Genomic DNA, 16,995 nt, shown 5'->3' with positions numbered 1-16,995 from the left:
CGAAGACGCGAGGAGCAGCACAGGTGCCAGCCGACCAGCCACCGTCGTTCGCCCGGATCCTGTCCGGCCTGGCCGAGACCGGACCCGACCGGCTGGCGATCGTGTGCGGAGCCGAGCGGGTCAGCCGCGCCGAGCTGGAACGGCGGGCGAACCGGTTGGCCCGGGCCTATGTCGAGCGCGGCGTTCAGGTCAGTGACTTCGTCTCGATCGTGCTGCCGAACTCGATCGAGTTCTATGTCGCCCTCGTGGCAGCCTGGAAGGTCGGCGCGATCCCACAGCCGCTGTCGGCGCGGATGCCCGCCGGGGAGCGCGACGAGATCCTGAAGCTCGCGGACCCCCGGCTGGTCGTCGGATTGGACACGACGGCCTGGCCCAGCCTGCCGACGGGGTACCTGTCCGCACACAGCCAGGCGCCACTCCCGGACCGGGTCTCACCGGCCTGGAAGGCCCCGGCCTCCGGGGGCAGCACCGGCCGGCCGAAGCTCATCGTGGCCGGCCAACCGAGCGTCCTGCCGGCCGACACCGGGAAGCTGTTCCACATGCGGGCCGACGACCGGCAACTCGTCGCCGGTCCGCTGTACCACAACTCGCCGCTGACGTTCTCGAGCCTCGGACTCTTCCTGGGCCAGGAGCTGGTGGTGCTGCCGTCCTTCGACGCCGTGGCCGCGCTGGAGGCGATCGCGGAGCACCGGATCACCTGGGTCAACCTCGTGCCGACGATGATGCTGCGGATGCTCCGGGCGATCGAGGCCGAGCCGGGGCGCTTCGACGTCGGGTCGCTGCGGATCGTCTGGCACATGGCCGCGCCGTGTCCGGACTGGCTGAAGCTGGCCTGGATCGACCTGATCGGGCCCGAGGCCGTGATCGAGATGTACGGCAGTACCGAGTCCATCGCTTACACCGTCATCACCGGGACCGAATGGCTGACACACCGCGGTTCGGTGGGCCGGCCGTTGTCGGGCGAGATCGCGATCCTCGATGCCGCCGGCGAACCGCTGCCCGCGGGCGAGGTCGGCGAGGTGTTCATGCGCTCGGCGGCCCCGACGTACCACTACAAGGGCGCCGAGGCGCGTCGGCACGGCGACTGGGAGTCCGTCGGCGATCTGGGCCGGCTGGACGACGAGGGCTTCTTGTACCTCAGCGACCGCCGGACCGACCTGATCCTGTCCGGGGGCGCGAACATCTACCCCGCCGAGGTCGAGGCCGCGATCGTCGAGCATCCGGCCGTCCTGAGCTGCGCCGTGGTCGGTCTGCCCGATGTCGATCTCGGACAGCGGGTGCATGCCGTCGTCCAGACCGAGAAGGTGCTGACCGAGGCCGAGTTGCTGTCCTACCTGGCCGATCGCCTGGTCCGGTACAAGGTTCCGCGCTCGGTCGAGTTCGTCGGCGAACCGTTGCGCAGCGACGCCGGCAAGGTCCGGCGCGGTGCGATCCGCGACGCCGCGATCGAACGCCTCGGCGCCGCTGCGGCCCGAAAGGATTCCGATGGCTGAGGCCTACATCGTCGACGCACTGCGGACCCCGATCGGCCGTCGTCGCGGCGCGCTGGCCACGGTCCACCCGGCCGACCTCGGCGCCCAGGTACTGCGGGCCCTGGTCGAGCGGACCGGTATCGATCCGGCCGCGGTGGACGACCTGATCTTCGGCTGCGTGGACACGATCGGCCCGCAGGCCGGCGACATCGCGCGAACCGCCTGGCTGGCGGCCGGCCTGCCCGAGTCCGTACCCGGTGTCACGCTCGACCGGCAGTGTGGATCATCGCAGCAGGCCCTGCATTTCGCCGCGCAGGCGGTGATGAGCGGCACCCAGGACGTGGTGGTCGTGGGCGGAGTCCAGAACATGAGCCAGGTGCCGATCCAGTCGTCGTTCCACTCCGACCGGCTGCCCGGCTACGACGACCCGGATCCGTACGTCGGATCGGTGGGCTGGCGATCGCGGTACGGCGATGAACCGGTCAGCCAGTTCCGGTCGGCGGAGCTGATCGCGCAGAAGTGGGATCTCGACCGGGCCGAGCTGGAGTCGTACGCGCTGGAGAGTCACCGCCGGGCTGTGGCCGCGGCCGACGAGGGCCGCTTCGCCGCGGAGTTGAGCCCGTGTTTCGGCCTGAGCGCCGACGAGGGGCCGCGGCGGGACACCTCACTGGCGAAGATGGCCGCGTTGCCGGCCCTGGTTCCGGACGGGCGGGTCACCGCGGCGACGTCGTCCCAGGTGTCCGACGGGGCGGCGGCGATGCTGGTCGTGTCCGAGCGGGCGCTGCGCCTGCATGGCCTCACCCCGCGGGCCAGGGTGCACCAGCTGTCGGTGGTCGGTTCGGACCCGATCTTCATGCTGACGGCCCCGATTCCCGCGACCCGGCACGCGCTGGCGCGATCCGGGCTGTCGCTCGACGACATCGACCTGATCGAGATGAACGAGGCCTTCGCCCCGGTCGTGCTGGCCTGGCAGCGTGACACCGGCGCCGATTTGGCGCGGGTGAACGTGAACGGCGGCGCGATCGCACTCGGGCATCCGCTCGGGGCTAGTGGAGCCCGGCTGATGACGACGCTGCTGGCCGAACTGGACCGCACCCGTGGCCGGTTCGGCCTGCAGGTGATGTGCGAGGGCGGCGGGCAGTCGAACGCGACCATCGTGGAGCGGCTCGGATGAGCGGCGCACTCAGGCCGCTCGCCGATCTGCGCGTGGTCGAGTTGAGCGTGGCAGGATCGGCCGCGACGTGTGCCTCGTTCTTGGTTGCCCTCGGCGCCCAACTCGTCCGGATCGGCCGCGCGGACGCGCCCAGTTCGGTCGACGCCGCGATGAGTGGACTGACCTCGGTGGACTTCGGGGCCGACCGCGAGACGATGCCCGTCGACCTCAAGTCCGCCGCCGGCAAGGAGACAGTGCTGCGGCTGGCCGAGTGCGCGGATGCCGTGATCGAGGGGTTCCGGCCCGGTGTGGCCGAGCGCCTCGGACTAGGGCCGGGGGAGTGCCTGGCGCGGAACCCGCGCCTGGTCTACTGCCGGGCGACCGGCTGGGGGCAGCAAGGAGAGCAGGCCGGGGTCGCCGGGCACGACACGAACTTCGTCGCGATCAGTGGTGCGCTGCGGGCCCTCGCCCGCGACGGGTCCGCCCCGATCGTTCCGCTGAATCTGATCGGCGAGATGGCCGGCGGCCTGCACGCGGCCCTGGCGCTGGTCAGCTCCGTGCACCACTCCCGCCGGACAGGTGCCGGGGTGGTGATCGATGCGGCGCAGTCCGAGACCGCGGCCGCCTTGATGCACTCGGTCTACGCGATGCACGCGGCCGGGGACTGGGGCGTGCCCGGTCGCAACCACCTGGACGGTGGTGCGCCGTTCTTCAACGTGTACGAGACGTCCGACGGTGAGTACGTCGCCGTCACCGCGATCGAGCCGCACCGCTACGAGCTCCTGCTGCGGAGCCTGGGTCTCGACCCCGAGGACCTGCCCGCACAGCTCGACCGCGACAGTTGGCCGCGGGCAACCAAGCTGCTCGGCGACGTCTTCCGGACCAAGAGCCGGTCCGAATGGTGCGACCTGCTCGAGGGCAGCGACGTCTGTCTCACACCGGTGCTTTCCATCGACGAGGCGCCGTCACATCCGGTGAACCAGGCACGAGGTGTCTTCGACCCTCTCCCGCGGCTGGCGCCGCCCATGTGGAGCGCCGAGCCCGGCAACGAAAGGTGGTGGGCCGAATGCCCGGTCCCCAGGTGAAGTCGTTCGCGCTGCCACCGTCGCACCCGTTCGTCGGCCAGGACATCGACTGGTTGCTGCGCACCTGCGAGAGCGCGTACGGCGACCGGCGGTTCCTGGCCTGGGAACCGCTCGAAGGGCTCGGGCGCACCTGGTCGTACCGCGAGTTCGTCACCGACGTACGACGCCTGGCGGCCGGGATGCGAGTCCGCGGGATCGGCCGCGGCAGCCGGGTCCTGATCCACCTGGACAACTGTCCCGAGTTCGTCCTGTCCTGGTTCGCTCTGGCCGCCCTCGGCGCGATCGCCGTCACCACCAACACGCGCGCCGCCGGTCCGGAGCTGAGGTACTTCGCCGAGACGTCGCAGGTTGCCGCGGCCATCACCCAGCCCGCGTACGCCGAACTGGTGAGCGCTTCGGTTCCGGAGGCCGGCTGGATCGCGGTCACGGAGTCCGACGCCGGAACGACACCCTCGTCCCGGCCTGACGCGGAGTCGTCCTTCGCAGCCCTGTACGGCGCGCCGGAGTCCGCGGGCCGCGTCCCCGAGCCTGGTCTGGCAGTCCTGGTCCAGTTCACTTCCGGCACCACGGCCCGGCCCAAGGGCGTCGTCTGGACCCATGCCAACGCGTTGTGGGGTGCGCGGGTCACCGCGACCCATCAGGATCTGCGACGTGACGACGTACATCTGATCTTCCTGCCGCTGTACCACGCCAACGCGCTCGCCTACTCCTTCCTGCCGTCGATGTGGGCCGGGGCCGGTGTGGTGCTGCAGCCGCGGTTCTCGGCCCGGCGGTACTGGCCGGTCTCGGTCAAGCACGGCTGCACCTGGAACTCGACGATCGCCTTCGCCATCCGGGCTCTCGCGGACTACGAGGTTCCGGACCACAACTACCGGCTCTGGGCAGCCGGGACCTGCGACCCGCCGTGGGACGCGCGGTACGGCGTCCGTTCGCTGGGCTGGTGGGGGATGACCGAGACGATCACCCAAGGGGTGGTCGGCTACGTCCACCATCCGAACCGGCCGATGTCGATCGGTCGGCCGGCACCGGAGTACGAGCTGGACATCGTCCGCCCGGACGGAAGGCCGGTGCAGGACGAGGAGCCGGGCGAGCTGCTGATCAAGGGGGACCGGGGCGTGTCGCTGTTCGCCGAGTACCTGGACGATCCGGCCGCGACCGAGGGCGCCTTCACGGAGACGGGCTGGTTCTCCACCGGCGACCGGGTGGTCCGGCACACCGACGGGTTCGTCACGTTCCTCGAGCGGGTCAAGGACATGCTCAAGGTGGGTGGTGAGAACGTCGCCGCGTCCGAGATCGAGCAGGTCGTCCTCGGCGTGGACGGCGTGGTCGAGGCGGCGGTTGTCGGTGCGCCGCACGACATGCTGGACGAGGTGCCGGTCGTGTTCGTGGTCTCCCGCCGGGACCACTCCGCACTGACGACCGAGATCACCGAGGCCTGCTCGGCCCGGCTGGCCTCGTTCAAGGTGCCACGGGAGGTCTACGTGGTCGACGACCTGCCGCGGTCGACGCTGCAGAAGGTGGCGAAGGCCGAGTTACGCCGGCAACTGCGGACCTGACGTATTCTGGCCCGCGTGCCAGCGGATTCGGACGAGGACAACGCCACCCGGGCGCGCATTGTCAGGGCGGCCGAGAAGCTATTCTCGGAAAAGGGCTTCCACGGCACCGGAATGAGCGATATCGAGCGTTCCGTGCGGCTCGGCCGCGGCGCCATCTATTACCACATCGGAAACAAAGAGGCGCTGCTGTTCGATATCACGATCCGCCGGATCGAGAAACTCAACACCTACGCCGACGAGGTGCTCGCCCTGGCCGTGGAGCCGGCCGCGAAGGCGCGGTTGCTGGCCCGGGCGATCGTTCGCGACATCGCCGAGCACGAGCACGCCACCCGGATCTTCTACCGGGAGTGGCAGTGGCTGACCGGGGACAATCGTGAGCGGGTGGTGGCGGCAGCCGACCGGTTCGAGCAGGCCTGGGTGCGGATTCTCGACGAGGGCGCCGCGGACCGCAGCCTGGTGGCCCGTCGGCGCCTGACCGTGAAGGGTGTGCTCGGCCTCTTCAACTCGATCTACTTGTGGTACGACCCCGCCGGACCCATGGGTCCGGACGAGATCGCCGACGAACTGGTCGACCTGCTGCTGGACGGGCTTCGGACCCTCAGCTGACCGCCCGGTAGATAGCCACCACGGCCGCGTTCGCGAGGCCGACGTTGTGCTGCAATGCGGTCCGGGCGCCCGGCACCTGTCGCTGACCGGCTGTGCCCCGGAGTTGCCACGTGAGCTCCGCGCACTGCGCTACACCGGTGGCGCCGATCGGATGACCCTTGGAGATCAGGCCGCCGGACGGGTTGACGACCCAGCGACCGCCGTACGTCGTGGCCGCGGCGTCGACCAGTTCGTGCCCATGGCCTTCCTCGGCCAGCCCCAGCGCCTCGTAGCTGATCAGCTCGTTCGTACTGAAGCAGTCGTGCAGCTCGATCACGTCGACCTCGTCGATCCCGGTCTCGGCCTGGTCCAGGGCGCGGACGGCGGCGACCCGGGTGGCCTCGGAGCCGACGGCGCGGATCGCGGACGCGGTGCCCTCGAAGGTGATGGCCGGGTCGCTCGCGACGGCGTGACCGATGAGCTCGATCGCGCGGTCCCACAGGTCGTTGTCGTCCACGAACCGCTCGCTCGCGAGGATGGCGCAGGCCGCGCCGTCGGAGGTCGGCGAGCACTGCAGCCGGGTCAGCGGCTCGTACACCGGCGGTGCGGCCAGGATCTCGGCTTCGCTGTACTCGACGCGGAACTGCGAGTTCGGGTTGTGCACGGAGTGCTTGTGGTTCTTCCAGCCGATCCAGGCGAAGTGTTCGGGCTTCGAGCCGTACTTGTCCATGTGCTCACGGCCGGCGTTGCCGAAGATCTGCGGCATCGGCGCGATCCCGTCGTCCCAGCCGCGGGCCGCGGTAGCCAGGTCCACCTGGTACTGCAACGGATTCACCGCGCCGTCGCCGGTGCTGAGTGAGCCGCGTTCCATCTTCTCGAAGCCGAGCGCCAGCGTGCAGTCCGCCGCACCGCCGCGGATCGCCAGGCCGGCCAGGAAGAGCGCGCTCGACCCGCTGGCACACGCGTTGACCACGGTCATGATGGGAACGCCGGTGGTGCCGAGCTCGTACAGCGCACGGTGTCCTGATCCCCCCAGGGCGCTGCCGGCGTACGCCTGCTGGATGCGCTCGTAGCCGATGCCGGCGTCGGCCAGTGCGGCCTGGCCCGCTTCGCGTGCCATGTCCGGGTACTGCCAGTCGCGGCTGCCCGGCTTCACGAACGGGGTCATCCCGACGCCGATCACGAACGTGCGGATGCTCATGGGGATTCTCCTCAGTTGTCGGACAGAGTCTTGACCTGCTCGATCAGGTCGGCCGTGCGTTGCTCGCCGACCGGGACCGGAGCGACCTGCAGCTGGGTGACACCGGCTTCGCGATAGGCCGCGATCCGTTCCGCGACGTACCCGGCCGGTCCGCACAACGAGGTCAGCTCGAGCAGGCTGCCGGGGACGGCGGCGGCTGCCTGGTCCTTGTGGCCGGCCAGGTACAGGTCCTGGATCTCGCGGGCTTCGGACTCCCACCCGAACCGGCTGATCAGCTCGGCGTAGAAGTTGTTGCCGCGGGCACCCATCCCGCCGATGTAGAGGGCCAGGGCCGGACGGGCCGACTGCCGCGCGGCGACCACCTCCGGGCCGTCGCCGATCGCCAGCGTGACGCCGGCCGCGATCTGCAGCGGCCCGAGGGCCGGGTCGCGATCGGCCAGGCCGGCGGCAAGCGCCGTACCCCAGGTGTCCTGGACCTTCTCCGGGATCAGGAAGGCCGGCAACCAGCCGTCGGCAACCGTCGCGGCGAGCTGGACGCTGCGCTCGCCGAGCGCTGCGAGCCACACCGGGATCCGGTCGCGGACCAGCCGCGGGATGATCTTCATCGCCTTGCCCAGGCCGGTGCCCTGTTCGGGTGGCAGGGGTAGCGGGTAGCGCGGACCGCTGTGGATGACCGGTTCGTCGCGGGCCCAGACCTTGCGGCAGATCTCGACGATCTCCCGCGTCCGCGCGAGGGGGGCGTCGTACGGGACGCCGTGCCAGCCCTCGACCACCTGCGGGCCGGACGCACCGAGGCCTAGCTGGAACCGGCCGCCGGACAGACTGTCCAGACCGGCCGCGGTCATCGCCAGCAGCGCCGGCGTCCGGCTGTAGACGGGCAGGACCCCGGCGCCGAGCCGGACGGTGCTGGTCCTCGCGGCCAGGTAGCCGAGATAGCTCGGTGCGTCGAACCCGTACGCCTCGCCGACCCAGACGGCGTCGAGCCCGGCACTCTCCAACTCCGCCACCTGGCGGGCCTGTGCCGCGAAATCGCCGGTGTAGCTGAGCCCGAGACCGATCTCCACAATGCTTCCCCCTGGCTAATGGACTGACCAGTCCATACGCTCTCAGTTTGCGAATTGATTGGTCAATGTGTCATGCATCTCGATCGAATAGACTGATCGGTCAATTCCGCGTACTGTCGGCCGTGTAAACGGCCCGCGGCGATGAGGATCGTGCGTATGAACGACTATCCGGACAACCGGACGCCGGACTGGTATCTCGATGCCAAGCTCGGCATCTTCGTGCACTGGGGCATCTACTCGGTGCCGGGTTGGGCGCCGACCGGGGCGTCGTTCGGGGACGCGCTCGGCGACTTCGCCCGGCTCCCGTACGCGGAGTGGTACGCGAACTCCCTGCGGCTGCCCGACAGCCCGACCCGCCACCACCACGACCAGCGGTACGGAGCCGGCGTGGGTTATGAGGATCTGGCCGACGAGTTCCGGGCCGAGCACTTCGATCCCGGCGAGTGGGTCCGGTTGTTCCGCGACGCCGGCGCGAAGTACGTCGTACCGACCTCCAAGCATGCCGACGGGTTCGCGCTCTGGGACACGTCGAGCACCGGCTTCACGGCCGTCCGGCGGGGCCCGAAGCGGGACCTGATCGGCGCCCTGGAGACTTCGGTGCGTGCCGCGGGGTTGCGGTTCGGGTTGTACTACTCCGGTCTGGTCGACTGGCACACGCGGCCGCTGTCCCCGGTGCGCAGCGTCCAGGACGTCGCTCAGGCCGATCCGGAGCGCACCGCCCATGACCCGGCCCACGCGGAGTACGCCCGTAGCCAGCTCGCCGAGCTGATCGAGCGGTTCCGGCCGGACGTGCTGTGGAACGACATGGGCTGGCCGAAGGCGGGACACAAGGACCTCGGCGCGCTGCTGGAGCGGTACTACGAGACCGTGCCGGACGGTGTCGTCAACGACCGGCTCGGTGTCGCGCACTACGGCTTCCGCACCGTCGAGTACGGCATCGGCGAGCGACCCCGGACCGGAGCGTGGGAGTCGACCCGGGGTCTGGGTAGTTCGTTCGGCTACAACGGCGCCGAGACCGACGCCGACCTGATCAGCGTCGCCGACCTGGTCCGGTCGTTCGTCGACATCGTCGCCGGCGGCGGCAATCTGCTGCTGAACGTCGGACCGCGCGGCGACGGCACGATCCCCGACATCCAGCGCTCGCGGCTGACAGGTCTCGGCGACTGGCTGGCCGTCAACGGCGACGCGATCTACGGCACCCGGCCCTGGCAGCGCCCGGCCGACGATCTCGGTGGTACGCCGGTGCGCTACACCACGTCCGGCGATCGGCTGAATGTGATCGTGCTCGGCCGGCCGCCGGAGCAGCTCAGACTCGCACCGGACGTGGCGGCGCTGGCCAGGTCGGCTCAGGTACTCGGCTTCGGCGAGGTGGACCTGGCGGAGGGGGCCATCCGGATTCCCGCCACCAAGGAGCCCGCATCAGTTGTGTCGTTGACGATCGGCGGCGCGGCGTGACCCTTCATCAACATCCAGCAGAGGAGCACCAGGTGTCGGAGAAGTTCACCCGGATCCGCTTTGACCGGCCGCGCGATCACGTCGCCCGGATCACCTTGGCGCGGGCCGACAAGCGCAACGCGCAGGACACCGCGATGCTGTACGAGATCGACCGCGCGTTCACGCTGGCCGGCACCGACCCGGACGTGAAGGTGGTCGTGCTCGCGGCCGACGGCCCCGACTTCTCCTCCGGCCACGACCTGAGCGGCGATCTGACCGGCGACGGTGCCGAGGTGTACCCGGGCGCTCCGCTGGTGCACCAGGACACCCAGGCCGGTCTGCCCGGGATCGAAGGCACCGTCGCCTTCGAGTGCGAGGCGTACCTCGGGCTCAGCCTGCGCTGGCGGAACTTTCCCAAGCCCACCGTCGCCCAGGTGCAGGGCCGGACCATCGCCGGCGGGTTGATGTTGCTCTGGCCCTGCGACATCATCATCGCCGCCGGCACCGCGAGCTTCTGCGATCCGGTCGTCGCACTGGGCGTGAACGGGCACGAGTTCTTCGTGCATCCGTGGGAGGTCGGAGCCCGCAAAGCCAAGGAGATGCTGTTCACCGGGGACCTGATCAGTGCGGCCGAGGCCCACTCGCTCGGCATGGTGAACCACGTCGTCGACGAGGCCGAGCTGGAATCGTTCACGCTCGACCTGGCCGCCCGCATCGCGACCCGGCCGCCCTTCGCGCTGAAGCTCGCGAAGATGAGCGTGAACCAGGCGCTGGACGCGCAGGGCCAGACCGAGGCGGTGCGCAGTGCCTACTCGCTGCACGCTCTCGGGCATGCGAACAACCTGCAGCGGTACGGGATCCTGATCGACCCCGAAGGCCCGGCCGCGCTCCGGGCCGGGATCCAGCGCGGTGTGCGATGACCCGCGCGGTTCTCGTCGACGCGGTTCGGACGCCGTCGGGCAAGGGCAAGGGCAGCGGCGCGCTGGCCGACGTACACCCGGCCGACCTGTTGGCCGGCGTACTGGCCGCGCTGGTCGAGCGCAACGGGCTGGATCCGGCCCGGGTTGACGACGTCATCGGCGGATGCGTCTCGCAGGTCGGCGAGCAGACGATGAACGTCACCCGCACCGCGGTGCTGGCGGCAGGTTTCCCCGAGACCGTGCCCGCCACGACCGTGGACCGGCAGTGCGGCTCGAGTCAGCAGGCGGTGCATTTCGCGGCCCAGGGCGTGGCGGCCGGTGCCTACGACATCGTGATCGCCTGTGGGGTCGAGTCGATGAGCCGGGTTTCGCTCGACGCGCCCTTCCAGGGCGCCGACGTGTTCGGCGCCGGCGTCCGAGCCCGCTACCCGGAAGGCCTGGTCAGTCAGGGTGTGGCCGGTGAGTTGGTCGCGGCTCGCTGGAAGATCGACCGCGAGGCCTGCGACGCGTTCGCGCTGCTGTCGCACCAACGAGCCGCCGCCGCAGCGGAATCGGGCTGGTTCGACGCCGAGGTCGTTCCGGTCCGGGTCGGCGATCGGGTCCACCGCGCGGACGAAACCGTACGGCCCGGTACGACGCTCGAAGGCCTGGCCGGCCTCGAAGCGGCGTTCTACGACGCTGCGCTGGCCGACCGGTTCCCCGAGGTCGACTGGGTGATCACGCCCGGCAACTCCTCGCCGCTGACCGATGGCGCTTCCGCCGTACTGCTGATGAGCGAACAGGCCGCGGCCGAGCTCGGGCTGCGGCCGCGGGCCACGTTCCGCGGCTTCGCAGTGGCCGGTGACGATCCGTTGCTGATGGCAACGGGTCCGATCCCGGCCACCCGGAAGGTGCTCGACCGGGCCGGGCTGAGCCTGGACGACATCGACGTGTTCGAGGTGAACGAGGCCTTCGCGTCCGTGCCGTTGGCCTGGTCGCAGGAGCTCGGGGTGGATCTGGCTCGGGTGAACCCGGTTGGCGGTGCGATAGCGCTCGGCCACCCGCTCGGCTCGTCCGGCACCCGGTTGCTCGGCACGCTGGTGAACCAGCTCGAACGCTCAGGCGGCCGCTACGGCCTGCAGACCATGTGCGAACGCGGCGGCCTGGCCAACGCGATGATCATCGAGCGGGTGTCCTGATGCGGCTCGACGGCGCGGTGGTTCTGGTCACCGGTGGCGCGTCAGGGCTCGGGCAGGGCACTGTCCGGCGGTTGCACGGCGACGGCGCGAGCGTGGTCGTGCTCGACCTGCCGCGCTCCGCGGGCGCGACACTGGCCAAGGAACTCGGGGAGCGCGTCTGCTTCGTCCCGGCCGACGTGACCGACGAGACCCAGGTATCGGCAGCGCTCGACGCGGCGGCCGAGCTGGGGGCGTTACGGGTCGTGGTGAACTGTGCGGGCGTGGCCGACCCCGGCCGCACGCTCGGCCGTGAGGGCGTGCTGCCGCTCGAGCACTTCACCCGGATCGTGACGATCAACCTGGTTGGTTCCTTCAACGTGATCCGCCTCGCCGCCGAGCGCATGTCGAGGATCGATCCGGTCGACGGAGAGCGCGGCGTGATCGTGAGTACCGCGTCCGTGGCTGCCTTCGACGGCCAGATCGGGCAGGTGTCGTACTCGGCCTCCAAGAGCGGGGTGGCCGGTATGACGCTCCCGTTGGCGCGCGAGTTCGCGAGTCGGCAGATCAGGGTGATGACGATCGCGCCAGGGCTGTTCGAGACCCCGATGATGCAGGTCCTGAGTGCGGAGGCGCGGGCCGCGCTCGCCGCCCAGCCGCCACATCCGCGACGGCTCGGCCTCCCCGCCGAGTACGCAGCCCTCGTCGCCCACATCGTGGCCAACCCGATGCTCAACGGTGAAGTGATCCGGCTCGACGGCGCCCTCCGGCTGGCTCCGCGCTGACGTCAACGGCAGAAAGGGATCCAGATGGCACAGCAAAGGCTCGGCCGGTTCATCTCCGACGAAGGCCGCGCGGTCTTCGACGCCGCGTACGACGAGGGTCTGCGCGAGTTGCCGGAACCGGCTGACGTCCGCGACGTACCCACGGCGTTCGGCGAGGTCCGTACCTATCGCTTCGGTGACGCCTCCGGCACACCGCTTCTGTTGCTGCACGGGCGGGGTGGCACGACGGTGATGTTGCGGCCGAACATCGCCGACCTGGCGGCCCATCGGACCGTTTATGCACTCGACATGCTCGGCGAGGCCGGCCGGAGTGTTCAGACCGCCCCGTTGCGGAATGCCGAGGACCAGGCCGCGTGGCTGTCGGAGGTACTGGCGCAACTCGGACCCGAGCGATTCCATCTGGCGGGTGTTTCGGTCGGCGGCTGGACCGCGTGCAACCTGGCCGTTCGCGATCCCGAGCGGGTGGCGTCGCTGGCGATGTTCGACCCTGCGCAGACGTTCGCCCGGATCCGGCTCGCCGTCGTCCTGCGAACCATTCCGATCCTGATCCCGTTGACGGCGAGACGGGCGGTGCCGAGATTTCTGAAGTATGTCGACGGCCAGGGCGGGGAAGTACCCCAGGACGACCCGGTGGCGAGGGTCATCGGTGCGGCATTGCGGTACTTCCGGCCAGGCGTGCCGCCGCCGTCGTACTTCACCGATGAGCAGTTGCGACAGCTTTCGGTGCCGACGTTGGCAGTCATCGCGGGGCGAACTGTCATGCACCAGCCGGAACGGGCCGTCGAGCGTGCTCGCAGTCTCGTCCCTGAGGTCGAGGCCGAGCTGTGGCCCGATGCCACGCATGCCATCTCCGGCCAGTACGCGACGAAGGTCAACTCGCGGCTGTTGACCTTCGCGAACACAGTCGACGCAGAGTCCAACGCTTGAAGGGCAGCCTGGCCGGCGCCAGCCAGACGGCCCAGCGGTCAGCGGAGTTCGACGGCCTTCGATTGAGGAGAAGGTACGGTGCTGTGCATGCTGGAGAGGCAAGAGCGATTCGTGACCTCCGGCCGGCTCCGGCTGTGGACCGAGCGGGCCGGCGACCCCGGTCACCCGCCACTCCTTCTGATCATGGGGTCGGCCGCGCAAGGCATCAGCTGCCCTGAACCGTTGGTCGCCCGGCTCGTCGAGCGCGGCGTCCAGGTGATCCGGTTCGACCACCGCGACACCGGCCGGTCGAGCGTGGTCGACTTCGATGCTCATCCGTACGCGATCGCCGACCTGGCCGCCGACTGTCTGGCCGTACTGGATGGCTACGGGCTGGCCGCCGCCCACGTGGCCGGCATGTCGATGGGCGGCATGATCGCGCAGTGGCTGGGCGTGCACGAATCGGCCCGCGTACGTTCCCTGACAGTGGTGAGCAGTTCGCCGATGGGCTACGACCCGGGTCCGGCCTGGGCCCGGGCACAGGCCGGGAAGCCGCCCGACCCGGACGACCTGCCGCTGCCGTCCGCTGCGTTCCTCGCACACCTTGCCGCCGGCATGCCGCCAGGCGTGGAGTCCGACGTTGCTCTGTTCCGCGTCTTCAACGGACCGGTCCGCCCGTTCGACGAGCACGCCGCCCGCGCGATGCTCGAGCTGGCCTGGTCGAGGGCTACTCAGCCGGCGGCGGCCGCCCACCACGACCTGGCCGGCCGGACGTTCGCCCCCGACCGGCTCGCCCCGCTCTCGTCGATCACAGCCCCGACCACGATCGTGCACGGCGACCAGGACCCGATCTTCCCGCTCGGTCACGCAGAGGCCCTGGCCGCCGCCATTCCGGGCTCGCGCCTGCAGGTAGTACCCGGAATGGGCCACGCCTTCTTCTCCCCAGGTCTGCCCGAGGAAGTCGCCGACCTGATCCGGCTGTGACCCGGCGCTGATCGTTCCGCACGCGTCGCTGTCGACAGGGAGTTGTCCAGCGCCGACCCAGCCGTCACGGGAGCTGATGACATCGGAGCAAGCGGTCGACCAACCCGTCGACGTAGTCCGCGGTCAGCGGGCCCATGCCGAACAAGACGCGGATATACATCGGGGCCATCACGTGGTCCAGTACGCCGAGCGCATCGGGTGCGTGCTCGCCGCGGTCGCCGGCGCGATCGAGCATGGACTGCAGTTGCCGGCCGCGTTCGGCGAGGAGGTCGTCAAGCGCCTGCACTCCCTGCTGACCGTTGCTCGACAGGGCGACGGCCAGGCGTAGCAACGCCAGGCCTTCGGGTCCGGTGATCTCGCGGGCCACGTTGGCCGCGTACGTACGCAGGTCGGCGGCCAGACTCCCGCTGTCGGGCATCGGCGACCGCGCGTTGAGGCGGGTGAGCGCCACGTCGGTGAGCAGGGTTTCAAGGCTGCCCCACCGGCGGTAGATGCTGCTGTCAGCCACGCCCGCGCGGGCGGCGACGTCGCCGACGGTGAACGTGCCGTACCCGCGCTCGCTGATCAGGTCGGTGACGGCCTGGTGCACCGCCGCACCGACGCGGGCGCCGCGCCCGCCGGGTCGCCTCGCTCGCTGTCGCTCGTCCATGCGCCCACCTTAACGCAGTCACGAGTTGCGTTTGTGAAAGAGTCTGCTTACAGTTATCTAACGCAGTCGCCAACTGCGTTAGCGCGTCCAAGGCTGACCGCGTCGGCCGCGGAGAGCGCAACTACCGATGGAGAGGAATCCTCTTGGCTGCATCACCTTCGGTCGTAGGCAGTGGACCGAACCGGGCCGTGCTGCTCACGGTGACCTGCCTGGGTCAATTCATGGTGCTGCTCGACAACACGATTGTTGGAGCGGCGCTGCCCGATATGCAGCGCCGGCTGCACACTCAGCTGACCGGTCTGCAATGGATCGTCGACGCGTACGTGCTGCTGGTCGCCATGCTGCTGCTGACCGGCGGCGTCTTCGCCGACCGGTTCGGCCGCAAGCGGGTGTATCTGGCCGGTGCGGTGGTGTTCACCGCCGCATCGGTGCTGTGCAGCCTCGCGCCCTCAGTTGGATGGCTTGTCGCCGGCCGGGTGCTGCAGGGCATCGGAGCCTCGGCGCTGAGCCCTGCCTCGCTGGCCCTGCTCGCCGCCGCGTATCCCGTTCCTCAGGAACGCATCAAGGCGATCGGGCTGTGGGCCGGATTCAGCGGACTCGGCCTGGTCGCCGGACCCGTGGCCGGCGGCGTCCTGACAGATGCCTTCGGCTGGCCCGCCATCTTCCTGGTCAATCTGCCCATCGGCGTGATCCTGCTGCTGGTCGGCCTGCGCCACCTCCGCGAGTCCCGCAATCCGAGCGCGCCGAGGATCGACCTACCGGGTACCGCGCTGTCCGTCCTGGCGGTCGGGGCACTGACCTACGGACTGATCGAGGGCGGCGCCCGCGGCTGGACCTCACCGGTCATCCTGGGAAGCTTCGCCGCCGCGGCGATCCTCCTCGCAGGCTTCGTCGCCGTCGAAGCGCGTCGCTCGGCACCGATGCTGCCACCACGGCTGTTCCGGCAGCGGCTGTTCACCGTGTCCAATACCGCCATGATCGTGGTGGGGTTCGCGCTCATGGGCTCGTCGTTCTTCTTCTCCCAGTTCTTCGTGTACGTCCAGGGCAGCTCGATCCTGCGCGCCGGCCTGCAGACCCTCCCCACCTCGCTCGCCATGGTGATCGTCAGCCCGTTCGCGGGCCGGCTCGCCGCGCGGTACGGCTTCCGAGTCGTGGTGACCATCGGCCTCGCCCTGGCCGGAGGGGGGCTGCTGGCGCTGGGCATGGTGCACGCCGAGACCGGTTACGGGAACGTGTGGTGGCGGCTGGGAGCCGTCGGCATCGGCTTCGCCCTGACCATGTCCCCACTGACAGGCGCGGCGATCCAAGCGGTCAGTTCACGAGAAGGCGGCCTCGCTTCCGGCATCAGCAGCACCACGCGGCAGATCGGCGCGGTGCTCGGCGTGGCGGTACTCGGAGCCATTGTCCGCAGCAGCCAAGCCGGCGGCGGATCCTTCGAGAGCGGCCTCAACAGCGCCTTCGTTGCCGCCGGCATCATCACCGTGGCCACCGCCGTATTCACCGGCCTGTGGCTGACGAGGTCCCAGCCCGTGGACGGCGCCGCGTCACCCGATCCCGCTCCGGCAACGCCGTTGCTCACCGAGGGAGTTCGAGCCCGCCGACGATTCCCCGCAGAGCGTCCGCGCCCGGACCGAACTCACTCGCGGTGAGAGTCAGGATGAAGTCGTCGCCGGCGGCGATGACCGAACGCCGGCGCGAGCCGTCTGCACACCAAACGCGCAATCCGTTGATCTGGGTGTCCGGCTCGGCGTCCGGCTCATGTCCCGCCGACTCGAACGCGATGGTCAGAGCTGGCTGGTTCCGCTCGGTTCGGTAGACGGCGAAGTGGTCGGTGGCTCCTCGGCGCCGGTCGACTCTGGAGGTGCCGACGAGCCTGGTCACGGATACCAGCACCAGCCCCGTGGGCAGATATCTCAACCGGTACGGCGCGGGTGATCCGACCTCAGCCATTGAGCCCAATCCGGCCGGCTAGTTGCCGGCCTCCGCCCTGTAGACGTGTCAGAGCCTGAATGTGCTGCGTGATCGATGCACAGTCGTCGTGACGGCG

16 protein-coding genes are annotated in these 16,995 nt (G+C 69.9%); 12 read left to right on the top strand and 4 right to left on the bottom strand.

All coding sequences use genetic code 11. The annotated features are described in order from the left end of the window. The first annotated feature begins 23 nt into the window (after nucleotides 1–23). From ACIA58_RS18345 to ACIA58_RS18325, 5 genes are read left to right on the top strand one after another with little or no spacing between them, the layout of a single operon-like run. Nucleotides 24–1,493, top strand: coding sequence for an AMP-binding protein (locus ACIA58_RS18345; RefSeq protein ID WP_396404845.1), 1,470 nt, complete (start codon nucleotides 24–26; stop codon nucleotides 1,491–1,493). After that, complete coding sequence (locus ACIA58_RS18340) at nucleotides 1,486–2,646, top strand: acetyl-CoA C-acetyltransferase (RefSeq protein WP_396404844.1); 1,161 nt, start codon at nucleotides 1,486–1,488, stop codon at nucleotides 2,644–2,646. Before ACIA58_RS18345 ends, ACIA58_RS18340 begins: the two co-directional genes overlap by 8 nt. Further along, complete coding sequence (locus ACIA58_RS18335) at nucleotides 2,643–3,710, top strand: CaiB/BaiF CoA transferase family protein (protein ID WP_396404843.1); 1,068 nt, start codon at nucleotides 2,643–2,645, stop codon at nucleotides 3,708–3,710. Before ACIA58_RS18340 ends, ACIA58_RS18335 begins: the two co-directional genes overlap by 4 nt. After that, nucleotides 3,692–5,266, top strand: coding sequence for an AMP-binding protein (locus tag ACIA58_RS18330; protein ID WP_396404842.1), 1,575 nt, complete (start codon nucleotides 3,692–3,694; stop codon nucleotides 5,264–5,266). The genes ACIA58_RS18335 and ACIA58_RS18330 overlap by 19 nt, the downstream gene beginning before the upstream one ends. Nucleotides 5,267–5,281: 15 nt before the next feature. After that, on the top strand, nucleotides 5,282–5,872 hold the full coding sequence (locus ACIA58_RS18325; protein WP_396404841.1) for a TetR/AcrR family transcriptional regulator: 591 nt from the start codon (nucleotides 5,282–5,284) through the stop codon (nucleotides 5,870–5,872). Here the strand turns inward: ACIA58_RS18325 and ACIA58_RS18320 are convergent. Together ACIA58_RS18320 and ACIA58_RS18315 are read right to left on the bottom strand one after the other, a co-directional pair. Then, nucleotides 5,865–7,052: a thiolase C-terminal domain-containing protein gene (locus ACIA58_RS18320; protein WP_396404840.1), complete on the bottom strand. Its 1,188-nt coding sequence runs from the start codon at nucleotides 7,050–7,052 to the stop codon at nucleotides 5,865–5,867. The two genes, ACIA58_RS18325 and ACIA58_RS18320, sit on opposite strands and share 8 nt — an antisense overlap. Before the next feature lie 11 nt (nucleotides 7,053–7,063). Beyond that, a complete protein-coding gene (locus ACIA58_RS18315) occupies nucleotides 7,064–8,116 on the bottom strand; it encodes an LLM class F420-dependent oxidoreductase (protein ID WP_396404839.1) in 1,053 nt (350 codons plus the stop codon). A gap of 156 nt (nucleotides 8,117–8,272) precedes the next feature. Between ACIA58_RS18315 and ACIA58_RS18310 the strand changes: the two genes are divergently transcribed. From ACIA58_RS18310 to ACIA58_RS18285, 6 genes are all read left to right on the top strand, one after another. Next, on the top strand, nucleotides 8,273–9,571 hold the full coding sequence (locus ACIA58_RS18310; RefSeq protein WP_396404838.1) for an alpha-L-fucosidase: 1,299 nt from the start codon (nucleotides 8,273–8,275) through the stop codon (nucleotides 9,569–9,571). A 32-nt stretch (nucleotides 9,572–9,603) separates the two neighbouring features. Next, nucleotides 9,604–10,470 (top strand): enoyl-CoA hydratase, encoded by an 867-nt coding sequence (locus ACIA58_RS18305; protein WP_396404837.1) that lies wholly within the window; start codon nucleotides 9,604–9,606, stop codon nucleotides 10,468–10,470. After that, nucleotides 10,467–11,648, top strand: a complete 1,182-nt coding sequence (locus ACIA58_RS18300; protein WP_396404836.1) for a thiolase family protein — start codon at nucleotides 10,467–10,469, stop codon at nucleotides 11,646–11,648. Before ACIA58_RS18305 ends, ACIA58_RS18300 begins: the two co-directional genes overlap by 4 nt. After that, nucleotides 11,648–12,409, top strand: coding sequence for an SDR family NAD(P)-dependent oxidoreductase (locus ACIA58_RS18295; RefSeq protein ID WP_396404835.1), 762 nt, complete (start codon nucleotides 11,648–11,650; stop codon nucleotides 12,407–12,409). The genes ACIA58_RS18300 and ACIA58_RS18295 overlap by 1 nt, the downstream gene beginning before the upstream one ends. Before the next feature lie 24 nt (nucleotides 12,410–12,433). Next, nucleotides 12,434–13,336, top strand: coding sequence for an alpha/beta fold hydrolase (locus ACIA58_RS18290; RefSeq protein WP_396404834.1), 903 nt, complete (start codon nucleotides 12,434–12,436; stop codon nucleotides 13,334–13,336). An 87-nt stretch (nucleotides 13,337–13,423) separates the two neighbouring features. Then, complete coding sequence (locus ACIA58_RS18285; protein WP_396404833.1) at nucleotides 13,424–14,299, top strand: alpha/beta fold hydrolase; 876 nt, start codon at nucleotides 13,424–13,426, stop codon at nucleotides 14,297–14,299. 64 nt (nucleotides 14,300–14,363) lie between these two features. Here the strand turns inward: ACIA58_RS18285 and ACIA58_RS18280 are convergent, their stop codons facing one another. Continuing rightward, nucleotides 14,364–14,948, bottom strand: coding sequence for a TetR/AcrR family transcriptional regulator (locus ACIA58_RS18280; RefSeq protein WP_396404832.1), 585 nt, complete (start codon nucleotides 14,946–14,948; stop codon nucleotides 14,364–14,366). Nucleotides 14,949–15,091: 143 nt separating this feature from the next. On the opposite strand from ACIA58_RS18280, the gene ACIA58_RS18275 reads away from it, so the two are divergent. Then, the gene (locus ACIA58_RS18275) at nucleotides 15,092–16,597 is read left to right on the top strand and encodes an MFS transporter (protein ID WP_396404831.1); all 1,506 of its coding nucleotides are present in this window, start codon (nucleotides 15,092–15,094) and stop codon (nucleotides 16,595–16,597) included. Here ACIA58_RS18275 and ACIA58_RS18270 read toward each other — a convergent pair. Continuing rightward, nucleotides 16,524–16,898, bottom strand: coding sequence for a hypothetical protein (locus ACIA58_RS18270; protein WP_396404830.1), 375 nt, complete (start codon nucleotides 16,896–16,898; stop codon nucleotides 16,524–16,526). The two genes, ACIA58_RS18275 and ACIA58_RS18270, sit on opposite strands and share 74 nt — an antisense overlap. Nucleotides 16,899–16,995 lie beyond the last annotated feature (97 nt).

Origin of the sequence: Kribbella sp. NPDC051586 (assembly GCF_044453965.1) — a bacterium.
Classification (GTDB): domain Bacteria; phylum Actinomycetota; class Actinomycetes; order Propionibacteriales; family Kribbellaceae; genus Kribbella.
Note: the sequence above shows the minus strand (reverse complement) of the source record. Positions and strands in the feature narration are given on the sequence as shown.

Bases quoted from the DNA above. Each gene is read 5' to 3' on its own strand.
- ACIA58_RS18340 (WP_396404844.1), top strand. From the start codon at position 1,486: ATGGCTGAGGCCTACATCGTCGACGCACTGCGGACCCCGATCGGCCGT.
- ACIA58_RS18335 (WP_396404843.1), top strand. From the start codon at position 2,643: ATGAGCGGCGCACTCAGGCCGCTCGCCGATCTGCGCGTGGTCGAGTTG.
- ACIA58_RS18330 (WP_396404842.1), top strand. From the start codon at position 3,692: ATGCCCGGTCCCCAGGTGAAGTCGTTCGCGCTGCCACCGTCGCACCCG.
- ACIA58_RS18320 (WP_396404840.1), bottom strand. From the start codon at position 7,052: ATGAGCATCCGCACGTTCGTGATCGGCGTCGGGATGACCCCGTTCGTG.
- ACIA58_RS18310 (WP_396404838.1), top strand. From the start codon at position 8,273: ATGAACGACTATCCGGACAACCGGACGCCGGACTGGTATCTCGATGCC.
- ACIA58_RS18300 (WP_396404836.1), top strand. From the start codon at position 10,467: ATGACCCGCGCGGTTCTCGTCGACGCGGTTCGGACGCCGTCGGGCAAG.
- ACIA58_RS18295 (WP_396404835.1), top strand. From the start codon at position 11,648: ATGCGGCTCGACGGCGCGGTGGTTCTGGTCACCGGTGGCGCGTCAGGG.
- ACIA58_RS18290 (WP_396404834.1), top strand. From the start codon at position 12,434: ATGGCACAGCAAAGGCTCGGCCGGTTCATCTCCGACGAAGGCCGCGCG.
- ACIA58_RS18285 (WP_396404833.1), top strand. From the start codon at position 13,424: ATGCTGGAGAGGCAAGAGCGATTCGTGACCTCCGGCCGGCTCCGGCTG.
- ACIA58_RS18280 (WP_396404832.1), bottom strand. From the start codon at position 14,948: ATGGACGAGCGACAGCGAGCGAGGCGACCCGGCGGGCGCGGCGCCCGC.
- ACIA58_RS18270 (WP_396404830.1), bottom strand. From the start codon at position 16,898: ATGGCTGAGGTCGGATCACCCGCGCCGTACCGGTTGAGATATCTGCCC.